The organism is Hungatella sp. L36, from assembly GCF_014288035.1.
On record NZ_JACOPC010000006.1, the window covers coordinates 118,974 to 131,164 of the forward strand.

Below are 12,191 nucleotides of genomic sequence, written 5' to 3' on the forward strand. Positions count from 1 at the left end.
AATCCGCAACCCACAGTTGCAGGGCCTGCCACCACAGGGTGTTTGCATTCTTCCCCATAATCCTGTATGATCATACATAGCAGCGAAAGGAGGAACCACATGAATTTCAACGAAAGACTACAGCACCTGCGCGCCAGCCGAAAGCTTTCCCAGGAAGAGCTGGCCGGACACCTGGACGTCTCCCGTCAGGCCGTAACCAAATGGGAAAACGGCCAGGCATTTCCCGATTTTCCCAACCTGGTCCGTCTCAGTGAACTCTTCGGCGTTTCCATCGACCGCCTCATCAGGCAGGAGGAGGAATGCGCCCCAGCCCTTTTAGACCCGGACCCTGCGTCTGAAAAGGCGCTTCGCCGCTTTCTTATGCGGGCTAAACAGCGCACCTACGCCTCCGGTCAGAACACCGCGCCTCCTTCACGCCCCCAGTCTCACGATTTTCGATACTCCGAACAGGATTATCTCTACATCGACACCTATCTGGGAAGCCGGAATTTTACGGGAGAGGAAGCCGTGTGGATCAGTGACACTCCCGTCTGGGCGCTCAATTACTATGGCGTATCGCTGGACGAGACCTTTTACAGTGCCTTCTTAAAGGAAGCTCTGTCACAGGTTCCGGCCGAACTTCCCCTCCGCGGCCCGGAATACTTCCGGAACGAGGATTTTACCTATGTCTGCCGGACACAGGGTACCCTCGGCCAGTTTCAGGGGGAAGAGGCCATCTACTGCCGGGAGGTCAGAATCTATACGTGTCTCTTCCACGGAGGCAGACTCTCCTGAGTCATTTCTCCGGCTTATCATGGAAAAGAGCGTTCTGATTTTTTTCATAATACGAATCTTCCATACGAAAAAAGCATGCGCAGAAAACCGTCTATGGTTCTGCGCATGCTCTCTTATATGGATTAATCTCCCAGTATATTCCTGATTCTCACCGGTGATCTGTAGTTCCATGTCGAGATCTTAATACCGCTTCTCCGGCTGGCCGCGTTGACGATCTGGCCGTTGCCGATATAGATTCCCACATGATTGATAGTTCCTTTACTGTTCGCATAGAATACGAGATCTCCCGGACGCATCTCGCTGGACTTCACTGCTTTTCCCATATTCGCCTGCGCACCGGAATAGTGCGGAAGGCTGATGCCAAAATGACCGAATACGGAGAGTGTAAAGCCGGAACAGTCCGCACCCTTGGTCAGGCTGGTGCCGCCCCATACGTAGGGATTACCCAGGAACTGCAGTGCATAGTTTACAATCTGCGTTCTGAGAGAAGCCGCCGCGTTGGCCTTTTCCTCCAGCGGTGAGAACTTGATCGCCTCAGGCAGCGCGTATCTTACATCGACGTAATCCGATGCCACATAAGCGTTGCTGTCCTCCTCCAGCTCGATCTCTACCCAGCCGTCAATCTGTTTCAATACCGGATACTTCTCGTTATTCGAGATCTGGGTCCAGATCTTGGAATCGGTGGATGGTTCGGACCGGGCGTTCAGCATGTCCGTGTTCACGATGGCCATCAGCTCAGCCACCTTAAGCGCCTCATCCTTGGCTGCCTGTCCGGTCAGAATATAATCGGATTTCACGTAGCCGGTGATCTTACCGGACTGGATCTTGTACCAGCCGTTGTCCGTCGTCTCGAGAATGTTGCCCGCCGCCTTGCTCGGCATCTTGGCGATCACCTTGCCGTCCTCGCTGGGCTCTTCCCTGACGTTTAAGTAGTTATCCACATCCGAGATACCGATGTTCTTGTACATATTGAAGATCATGGCCTTCAGATCCAGCTTCCTGGCCTCGTTTAACGCATACTCCAGCTTGACGTAATCAGCTGACATATAACCGGACGGAATCTGAACCCAGCCGTCGACCTGATCGATGACCTCGTACCGCTCGTTTATAAGGCCCTGTCCCACGACATCCGACGTGGTATTGGCCTCTTTTCTGATATTTAAGTTGTCAACCTGCACGATCGCCCGCAGTGTCACAAGCTCATAGGCTTTCGTCTTCGCCTCATCACCTGTCAGGACGTACTGGGAATCAATATATCCCTCGATGCCGCCAGAAGAAATCTTATACCAGCCTTCCTGTGTACTGTCTAATATCTCACAGGCACTGTCTCCCATCAGCTTTCCGACAATATCCGCCGAGGTATTCGGTTCTTTTCTCACATTCAAATATCCGGAAACTAAAACAATTCCGAGATTCTGATAAGAATCGACAACCGCCTTTTTTTCCTCTTCCGTCTTCTTTGCCTGTGCTTCTGCCTCAGACTCCTCAGCTTCCTTCGCGGCAATCTTCAGCTGCCCCGGGTCTTCCGCCTGGCTCTCTGTCTCTGTCGCTGCGGTCGTCTTTTCCGCCCCTGCCGATACACGCTTTGCTATGGCCTTCCCGGCAAACAGGAGGATTACAACCACCACAACCGCTATCACTGCCAGAATGATGTATCTCTCAAAATCATTCTTATTACGCTTCTTTCTGGCTTTGTTCAGATGAACGATGTAATCTTTTTTGTCACTTTTATCGCTTTTGTTTTCCATTGTGTAATATTCACTCCATCATCGTTTTTGGCTTGAAACAGTCAAGTCAGACTACGAGCCTATCCGCCTTAGTATAGCATAATTTGTCGGTAATTGCGATATAGAAAGAATAAATAATTATTAAGATTATGTAACGATTCTGTGACACAAATATGTATACGATGCTACTTCGCCAGGATCATGCGGTCATTTGCAAACTCTTCGCCGCTTGCTTCCTCGAATTTCTTTAAGAGGTCTTCCACCTCCAAGCTCCTCTTCTCTTCCCCTGAAATGTCATAGATAATGCGGCCTTCATGCATCATGATGAGGCGGTTGCCGATGGAGATGGCGTCCTTCATGTTGTGGGTGATCATCAGAGTCGTCAGATTCTGCTCTTCCACGATCTCCTGCGTGATCTCCAGCACCTTTTTCGCCGTCTTCGGATCCAGGGCCGCGGTGTGCTCGTCAAGCAGAAGCAGCTTCGGTTTCTGAAGCGTCGCCATCAGAAGCGTCAGCGCCTGTCTCTGACCACCGGACAACAGACCTACCTTGTTGGTCATGCGGGTCTGGAGTCCCAGTCCCAGCTTCAATAAGGCATCGTGGTAGAAATCCTTCTCGTTGGCCTTGATTCCCCAGCCCAGGCCGCGCGTCTTGCCCCGCCGGAATGCGAGAGCCATGTTCTCCTGAATCTCCATGCCTGCCGCCGTTCCCATCATGGGATCCTGGAAGACTCTGCCGATGTAGCGGGCGCGCTTATACTCCGGTTCCCTGGAAATATTGACGCCGTCGATCTCGATCTTGCCGGAGTCGATAGGGTATACCCCCGCGATCATGTTGAGCATCGTGGATTTCCCCGCGCCGTTGCCGCCGATAACCGTCACAAAATCACCTTCGTCCAGATGAAGGTTAATGCCGTTTAACGCTTTTTTCTCGTTGATCGTATTCTTATTAAAAGTCTTTCTGACATTCTGAATATCCAGCATAATTATTCTCCCCCTTCCGTGTAAGCCTTCTTAAGCCGCCATTTTCTCACCACGACAGGGACACAGAGGGCAACCGCCACGATCACCGCGGAAAGCAGCTTCATATCGTTGGCATTCATACCCATCCTCAGTACCACCGCGCGGATGACGAAGTAAATGACAGAGCCTACCACAGCCGAGGTCAGCTTGCTGCCGAAGGATCGAAGGCGTCCCATGAGCACATCGCCGATGACGATGGCCGCCAGGCCGATGACGATGGCGCCGGTTCCCATGCCGATGTCCGCATACTTCTGGCTCTGGCATACGAGTCCGCCGGATAAGCCTACAAGCCCGTTGCTGATAGTCAGCGCCAGCAGCTTGGTCCAGTTCGTATTCACGCCCTGCGCCCGGATCATGGCCTCGTTGTTGCCGGTCGCACGCATGGCGCTCCCGATCTCCGTACCGAAGAACCAGTACAGAAAGGCGATCATCACGATCGCAACTCCGACTCCCAGGAGAAGGGAAGCGACCTGTTTATTAATCCCTGTCCATCCGATGATCCTGGAGAAAATCGTGTCGGTCTTTAACAGAGGCACATTGCTCTTGCCGCCCATGATCCGCAGATTGATGGACCACAGTCCGATCTGCGTCAAAATTCCCGCGAGAATCGCCGGTATCTCAAACACTGTATGTAAGAATCCTGTCACCGCTCCTGCCACCATGCCGGCTGCTGCCGCCACAATCAGTGCGGCCCAGGGGTCCATCCCCCTGTTCAATACCATGACGGCGCAGACACAGCCGCCCAAGGCAAAGCTTCCATCCACCGTCAAATCGGCAATGTCCAAAAGCTTGTAGGTGATGTAGACACCCAGTACCATAATTCCCCATAAGACTCCCTGTACTACCGCATCCTGAAGGGATACCAGTAAACCGTTCATTCAACCATTCCTCCGCATCTTTATCTTTCTGGCATTACCTTAAGCATCTGTGATAACGCTCATAAATGCCTTACATAAAGAATACACTTCCGCATTCTTTATGTAAAGCATTTATGTAGAAACAGACAGATGCCTGCCGCCGCTGGCATCTGCCTGTTCATAAATATTCTTTTATTTGAGCCCGGAAACGTCGATCCCAAGCGCTGCCGCCGTATCTTCGTTTACAGTCAGATTGCACTTGTCTGCCGGCAGGTATTCGATGGGCATCTGAGAGATATCAGCGCCTTCTGTCAGGATTCTGACAGCCTGCTGGCCGGTTAAGTAACCAAGCTGGAAGTAGTCGATTCCGTATGTAGCCAGGCCGCCTGCGTTCACCATGCCCTCTTCTCCGCAGATAACCGGGATTCCGTTGTCACTCGCAACCATAGCAACCGTCGCCATCCCTGCAGCAATGGTGTTGTCTGTAGGCGCGTAAATCGCATCCACATTGCCTACCATGGAGGTAACTACAGTCTGAAGTTCATTGGAGTTCGATACCGTATAATCAACGGCCTTCATGCCCTTCGCCTCAATAGCTTCTCTCGCCATCTTCGCCTGAATCTCAGAATTGGACTCTGCTGAGCAGTAAAGTACGCCAATGGTCTGTGCATCCGGAAGAATCTGCTTTAATAAATCGACCTGCTCCTTTACGGGAGTCAAATCGGAAGTACCGCTGACATTACCGCCCGGAACATCGTTGCTCTCTACTAAATCAGACTCGGCCGGGTCAGTAACCGCCGTAAGGAGAATCGGGATATCCGTTGTCGCACCTGCCACTGCCTGTGCAGCCGGAGTCGCGATCGCAAGGATTAAGTCGTCGCCGTCATTCACCAGCTTGCTGGCGATGGTCTGGCAGGTCGGCTGATCGCCGGAGGCGTTCTGCTGGTCTACCGTATAATTAAGTCCGGCGTCATCGAGCGCCTGGATAAATCCCTTGTTTGCCGCGTCCAGCGCGGAATGCTGCACCAGCTGAAGAACACCGATCTTAAACTGCTTGCCGTCGTCCGTCCCGGCCGCTTCTGCTGTCGTCTCTTCTGCCTTCGTGTCAGCTGCGGAGGAAGCCGCCTCTGCTGTCGTTGTCTCTGGTGCCGCGGTTGTCTCCGCCGGCTTGCTCCCACATGCCGTTAAAGACATCATCATAGCGCCTGCCAGGATGAGTGATGCCACTTTTGCTGTTTTTTTCATAACCAATCTCTCCTCTTCTTCACAAATCTCGTTCGATCTGAACTTAATTGGTATCATACTACAAAAAATCCACCCCGTCAATTTCATTGCTTTAAAATTATGTGTGTTTAAAGCATTAAAGTGGATTTTTGTTAAAAATGCCGAAAACAGAGAAATGGTTTTATCACTTTTTACCCTGCTAAAAATCCATTTCCAATAATTTCACTGGAATTGGAAATCAGGATAAATGCACTCGGCTCCACACGCCGGATATAATTTCTGAGTTTTAACGCCTGGGAACGCTTCATAGTGGTCAGAACCACCGTCTTCCGGTGATGGGTAAACGCTCCCTGCGCCTCGTACACCGTCGCGCTCCGGTTCAGGCCGTTGATAATATAGTCGCAGATCGGTCCCGGATCGTCACAGATGATGCTGAAGCACTTGCATAGGTTGATATTCTCGATCACATCGTCGATGACCAGCGATTTCGCCATAAGTCCGAGGGAAGAGAACAGTCCCGTCTCCGGCCCGAACACAAAGAACGCCATGATCACCGCAGCCATGTCCACGACAAGCAGCACCGTGCCGATGTTGTAGCTCGTATACTTTTTCAAAATCATCGCGAGAATATCGGTTCCGCCGCTGGATGCGCCGATATGAAACAGGATCGCCGAACCGACTCCCGGAAGAAATATCGCAAAGATCAATTCCAGAAGAGGCTCATTGGTCAGCGGACGGACCATCGGACACGTCCGTTCTAAAAATGAAAGGGTAAATGACATCAGGATGCTGGCGTACACCGTCTTCACGCCAAATCCACGCCCTAAAAAAATAAAACCTGTCACTAAAAGCGCCATGTTGACGATGGTCGTAAATTCACTTGCCGACCAGTGGGTCATCGCGCTCACTACCGTGGCAAAACCCGTGACACCTCCGAAAGCAAAATTATTCGGGAATTTGAAAAAATAAATTCCGATGACCATAATCCAGATACTGCCCGTTATGATCCCATACTCCACCAGTGTTCTGAGTGTTTTGTTTTCAATCTGTTTCATGACTTCGTCTGTCAGCCCCGGCCTTTTCTTCCAGCCGGTCCCCCTTTTATCACGCGAGTGCTCCCGAAAACGGAGAGCGCTCCCTGCTAGTAAATGAGAGGCACGCCTCTTATTCCCAATAGAATATAGCGCAATCGTATTACAATTACAAACACCAAACAGGCTGACCCTGCCACAACAATATGTCTGTGGCAGGGCCAGCCTGCAAAAACCACTTTATGCTTCCAGAAAGCCGGTACTGTGGAGGAAACGTCCGAACGCTTCCCTGCCCTCTCCGTCGCACTTGTAGACGCCCGCATCCTCAAGGACGCGCTCGAATACAAGGCCTACTTCCTTCTTTAAAATCCCGTCAATCGTATCCTTCGTGATCTCCGGATACTGGGGCAGGAATTCTTCTACCCAGTCCGCGTGCTTCTCGATCATCTCGTTGCTGCGGATATCCTTTTTCTCCAGAATATACTCGGCCAAAAGGCTTAGCTCGGCCTTCAGTCTGGAAGGAAGGACGGCCAGTCCCATCACCTCGATCAGGCCGATGTTCTCCTTCTTGATGTGATGAAGCTCCTGATGAGGATGGTATACGCCTAAGGGATACTCCTCCGTCGTAATATTGTTCCGGAGCACCAGGTCCAGCTCGTACATCTCTCCCTTTTTCCTGGCAATTGGAGTAATTGTATTATGCGGTTCCCCGTCAGTCTCTGCGAAAATAAACGCTTCCTCGTCCGTATAGCCTCTCCACGCCTGCAATACCCGGTCTCCCAGCCGGATTAAGTCGTCCGGATTCTTGCTGCGGGTTCTCAAAACAGCCATCGGCCATTTCACGATGCCGGCTTCCACACCCGGAAACTCCTCCATCTGGTAATACTTCTCGATCGGCGCCTTCGCCATGGCGAAGGTATAGTTGCCGCCCTGGAAATGGTCATGAGACAGGATAGAACCGCCCACAATCGGCAGATCCGCGTTGGAGCCCAGGAAGTAGTGGGGGAACAGCCTGACGAAATCGAACAGCTTGACAAAGGTGTTCTTCTCGATCTTCATGGGAATGTGCTGTCCGTTAAACACGATACAGTGCTCGTTATAATATACGTATGGGGAATACTGAAAGCCCCACCTGCTGTCGTTAATTTTTAAACGAATGATCCGGTGGTTGTTCCGGGCGGGATGATTCGTTCTGCCTGCGTATCCCTCGTTCTCCATACAGAGCTGGCATTTGGGATAACCGCTCTGCTTTGCCAGCTTAGCGGCCGCAATGGCCTTCGGGTCCTTCTCAGGCTTGGATAAGTTGACGGTAATATCTAGATCGCCGTACTTCGTGGGCGTCACCCATCTCATATCCTTTTTGATGCGGTACCGTCTGATATAGTCTGAATCCTGGCTCAGTTTATAATAGTAATCCGTGGCTGCCTCCGGTGACTCTCCATCATAGATCTCCCAGAATTTCTTCTCGATCTCACCCGGTCTCGGCATCAGGCAGTTCATCAGTTTTGTATCGAATAAATCCCGGTATGTAATGCTGTCCTCCGGCATAACTCCCGTCTCATGGGCATAATCCAGCAATTCCTTTAAAACGGATTCCAAATCGGTCTCACCTGACTCACCTTCCGGTTCTTCATACTCGTCCATCCGCATCACGTCAAGAATCTGGTTCGTGGCATAGATCTTATCAACCTCCGTAATCAGTCCTGTATCCAACCCGTACTGCACCAGTTTCTTTATTGCCTCATAAATCATCCCAATCCCTCCTGTTTTCTTCATGACTGTGTTCCCTCTATTATAACTTGAGGGGACGCGTAAAACAATACGATATCCTTTGTTTTTCCTATAATTTTTTTATAAAACGGGGAAGCCGTTCCACGATCATCCCTCCGACCAGGCCGATCACGAGGCCGGCGGCCGTACCTGCAATCAGAAGCACGGGCAGATAAACGAAGACTCCCGCCTGCTTTACCACCAGCGCCGCCACACACAGCTGGCCGATGTTATGGCCCACGCCGCCGATGACGCTGATTCCCACAGAGCTGAACCATTCCCGCTTTTTGCACAGGATCATCAGCAGAATGCTTAAGGCCCAGCCGCCGAGGCTGTACATCATGCTGAACACATTACCAAAGGTAAACGCCACCAGCACGATACGAATCATGGAGACGGCCACGGTTCCGCCGATCCCGACCGTATAGAGGCCCACGACCGTCACCAGATTGGCCAGCCCCAGCTTCACACCCGGTACCCCAAGGGAAATGGGGATCAGCGTCTCTACGAAGCTTAACACGAAGGCAAGCGCAATCAGCATGCCGTAGAGCGCCGTCTTATGGGCGGGGCTTTGTTCCGTCTTTCCTGTCATAGTCTTACCTCCTTTTTTGTTCCGCCTACCATCTTACCATATTTCCGGTATAAAATACAATTGCCAGACTTCGAAAAGTCCGGCAATTGTTAAAATTCATTACTGTTCACTGGCCAACCAGTGCGAGGTGTTTTTTGTGAGTGCAGCGTAGCGGAAGTCACAGAAAACCCGAGGGGGCCAGCGCCAAACTGCGTTTTTGCAGTTTGTGTGCATCGCGCAGCGTGTTGCTGGTCACGGAGTGAGCAGTAACTAAAATACTAATCACACATCACTGCTTACTTGGAAGCCTGCTTCAAACAGTCTTCCACACCGCCTGTAAATCCGTATAAATTAATGCTTACGGAGGCGATGGTATCGGTATAGCCATCTTCATTGATCAGACCGTCCAGAGACTGGTTCTCCAGCACGTAGGCCACAACCGATTCCGCCTGTTCATGCCACTTCGGGCCGTCTTCTGTCATCACGTACTCGCCGTTCATGGATAAGCTGCTCTTTTTCTTTCCGTCCTTATCCACACAGTCCCAGGTGAGGGCCGTGATCTTTCCGTTCTGTATCGTCATGGCAACCTGATCCTTATAGCCGTTGCCATCAAATTCCGGAGATTCGTAGGAGTAGCTTCCATCCTTTACCGCGTTCACGGAAGCCGCCGCTGTACCGCCTTCCGAGGACTGGCGCAGACAGTCCTCCACGCCACCGGCAAAGCCGTATAAGTTGATGCTCACGGAAGCCACCGTATCGGTATAGCCGTCCTCATTGATCAGGCCGTCGAGCGACTGGTTCTCCAGCACGTATTTTACGACTGCATCCGCCTGCTCATGCCACTTCGGGCCGTCCTCCGTCATGACGTACTCGCCGTCCATGGAGAGATTGCTCTTTTTCTTTCCGTCTTTATCCACGCAGTCCCAGGTGAGAGCCGTGATCTTTCCATCCTTCACGGTCATGGAAACCTGATCCTTGTATCCGTTGCTGTCGAACTCCGGCGCCTCATAGGAGAAGGATCCGTCGTTCCAGCTGCTCTTTGCCGCGTTTTCCGAAGATGCCTGACGCAGGCAGTCCTTCACTCCGTTTACAAATCCGTACAGGTTGATGCTTACAGACGCCACCGTATCGGTATAGCCATCCGCGTCGATTAAGTTATCGAGAGACTGGTTATCCAGCACGTATTTCACGACCGCATCCGCCTGCTCATGCCACTTCGGGCCGTCCTCCGTCATCACATACTCGCCGTTCATGGATAAGTTGCTCTTCAGCTTTCCGTCCTTATCCACGCAGTCCCAGGTAAGAGCTGTGATCTTACCGCCCTTGATGGTCATGGCTACCTGGTCTTTATATCCGTTGCTGTCAAATTCCGGCGCCTCATACGTGTAAGACCCGTCGTTCCATCCAGCCTTCGTTCCGGCTTCTCCGGCTGCCTGCTTCAGACAGTCCTTCACACCGTTTACAAATCCGTATAAGTTAATGCTCACGGAAGCTACCGTATCGGTGTAGCCATCTGCATTGATCAGACCGTCCAGAGACTGGTTATCCAGCACGTATTTCACGACCGCGTCCGCCTGCTCGTGCCACTTCGGGCCATCCTCCGTCATCACATACTCGCCGTTCATGGATAAGTTGCTCTTTTTCTTTCCGTCCTTATCCACACAGTCCCACGTAAGAGAGGTGATCTTGCCGCCCTTGATAGTCATGGCTACCTGATCCTTGTATCCGTTGCTGTCGAACTCCGGCGCCTCATAAGAGTAAGATCCGTCGTTCCAACCGGCCTTTGTTCCTGCTTCTCCGGCCGCCTGCTTCAGGCAGTCCTTCACACCATTAACAAATCCATATAAGTTAATGCTCACGGAAGCTACCGTGTCGGTATAGCCTTCTTCATTGATCAGACCGTCCAGAGACTGATGATCCAGCACGTATTGCACGACTGCATCCGCCTGCTCATACCACTTCGGGCCGTCTTCCGTCATCACGTACTGGCCATCCATGGAGAGATTGCTCTTCAGTTTTCCGTCTTTATCAACACAGTCCCAGGAAAGCGCCGTGATCTTGCCGTCCTTGATGGTCATATTCACCTGATCCTTGTATCCGTTGTCATCGAATTCAGGGGATTCATAGGAATATGTACCGTCATTCCAGCCAGTCGCTGTTTCCTCTGCCTTTGTTGTCTCTTCTTCCACGGCTTCGCCTCTGGCTTCGGCAAGTGCCTTTTCCACCGCTTTAATGATCGCGTTGCTGCTGAGTGTGGCGCCTGAAACCGCATCCATATCCAGCGTCTGTTTTCCAATAATTGCATCCGGAAGGGATGGTACTACCTGATCCAGAAGTGTCTCTTTCTCTCCCACTACATCGATCGATTCGATCGCCTTTGTGGAAACCTTAACCGTTACGGTAACGGGTCCGCCGTATCCGCGGGCAGACGCCGTGTACGTTCCCGCCGTGTAGATCGCCGGACGTGCCATATCGTCAATTGCTTTGTAAAGCGGATCGGATCCGAGTATTGTTGCTCCCGCCAGAACCACCAGCGCACCCAGCCCGATCAGTCCCTTTTTCTTCGTATCCATACTGCCTTTATTCATGATTTCCTCCTGAAATGTACGATTTACTACTTTGTTTTTATTTTAACATATTCTTAACGATTCAAGCAATGCTTTTTTTAATGATTTTGATTATTTTATAAAATTTTTATAACTTCATGTATAATTCTGGAAATTGTGTTATACTATGAAGGGTAATTGCTGGAGAATTGGAAAAATATGTAGGAATTTGGTACTTTATTATGCTAATTCAACACAGTATTGCTCGAAAGTACGAAGAACAGGAAAGAAAATGATGAGTGCAGAGAATAAACATATCGGAAAAAAGAAGAAGGAACTCGTTCTGATCCTTGTTATTTTAGCAGTTTCCGCGCTTCTTTATGCGGGCACGCGGATTATTTTTTCAAAACCACCTATGAGAGTCGAAATATCGGTGGATGGAACTGTGATTGAAACCCTTGATTTAAATAAAGACACAGAGCTCACCGTCGAAGGCTGGAACGACGGGACGAACCACGTCGTCATCAAAGACGGAACGGTACACGTCACCGAGGCCAGCTGCCCGGATAAGGTCTGTGTCAACCAGGGGACGATCCGGCGGACCGGGGAAGCCATCATCTGCCTTCCCAACCGCATGATCGCCCGTATTACCGGCGGAGAATAATTTCT

At 51.1% G+C, this 12,191-nt stretch carries 10 protein-coding genes; 2 read left to right on the forward strand and 8 right to left on the reverse strand.

Going from position 1 to position 12,191, the window contains the following annotated elements; all coding sequences use genetic code 11:
* The first annotated feature begins 99 nt into the window (after positions 1–99).
* Positions 100–774, forward strand: a complete 675-nt coding sequence (locus H8S80_RS16160) for a DUF5680 domain-containing protein (RefSeq protein WP_117632621.1) — start codon at positions 100–102, stop codon at positions 772–774.
* A 122-nt stretch (positions 775–896) separates the two neighbouring features.
* Here H8S80_RS16160 and H8S80_RS16165 read toward each other — a convergent pair whose 3' ends face one another.
* The 8 genes from H8S80_RS16165 to H8S80_RS16200 all read right to left on the reverse strand — a co-directional run bounded on the left by H8S80_RS16165 (position 897) and on the right by H8S80_RS16200 (position 11,564).
* Entirely contained in the window at positions 897–2,522 is a 1,626-nt protein-coding gene (locus tag H8S80_RS16165) for a C40 family peptidase (RefSeq protein WP_002603915.1), read from the reverse strand.
* 164 nt (positions 2,523–2,686) lie between these two features.
* Positions 2,687–3,484 (reverse strand): ABC transporter ATP-binding protein, encoded by a 798-nt coding sequence (locus H8S80_RS16170; protein WP_002603914.1) that lies wholly within the window; start codon positions 3,482–3,484, stop codon positions 2,687–2,689.
* A gap of 2 nt (positions 3,485–3,486) precedes the next feature.
* Positions 3,487–4,401, reverse strand: a complete 915-nt coding sequence (locus H8S80_RS16175; protein WP_002603913.1) for an ABC transporter permease — start codon at positions 4,399–4,401, stop codon at positions 3,487–3,489.
* 171 nt (positions 4,402–4,572) lie between these two features.
* Positions 4,573–5,625 carry an ABC transporter substrate-binding protein gene (locus H8S80_RS16180; protein WP_002603912.1) on the reverse strand — a complete coding sequence of 351 codons (1,053 nt, stop codon included), beginning with the start codon at positions 5,623–5,625 and terminating at the stop codon, positions 4,573–4,575.
* A gap of 170 nt (positions 5,626–5,795) precedes the next feature.
* Entirely contained in the window at positions 5,796–6,659 is an 864-nt protein-coding gene (locus tag H8S80_RS16185) for a YitT family protein (RefSeq protein ID WP_029466355.1), read from the reverse strand.
* 216 nt (positions 6,660–6,875) lie between these two features.
* Complete coding sequence (galT, locus tag H8S80_RS16190) at positions 6,876–8,387, reverse strand: UDP-glucose--hexose-1-phosphate uridylyltransferase (RefSeq protein WP_117632620.1); 1,512 nt, start codon at positions 8,385–8,387, stop codon at positions 6,876–6,878.
* Between the two features lie 88 nt (positions 8,388–8,475).
* The gene (locus H8S80_RS16195) at positions 8,476–8,997 is read right to left on the reverse strand and encodes a Gx transporter family protein (RefSeq protein ID WP_002603909.1); all 522 of its coding nucleotides are present in this window, start codon (positions 8,995–8,997) and stop codon (positions 8,476–8,478) included.
* A 275-nt stretch (positions 8,998–9,272) separates the two neighbouring features.
* A complete protein-coding gene (locus H8S80_RS16200) occupies positions 9,273–11,564 on the reverse strand; it encodes an FMN-binding protein (protein ID WP_117632619.1) in 2,292 nt (763 codons plus the stop codon).
* A gap of 250 nt (positions 11,565–11,814) precedes the next feature.
* On the opposite strand from H8S80_RS16200, the gene H8S80_RS16205 reads away from it, so the two are divergent.
* On the forward strand, positions 11,815–12,186 hold the full coding sequence (locus H8S80_RS16205) for a NusG domain II-containing protein (protein ID WP_117632618.1): 372 nt from the start codon (positions 11,815–11,817) through the stop codon (positions 12,184–12,186).
* Positions 12,187–12,191 lie beyond the last annotated feature (5 nt).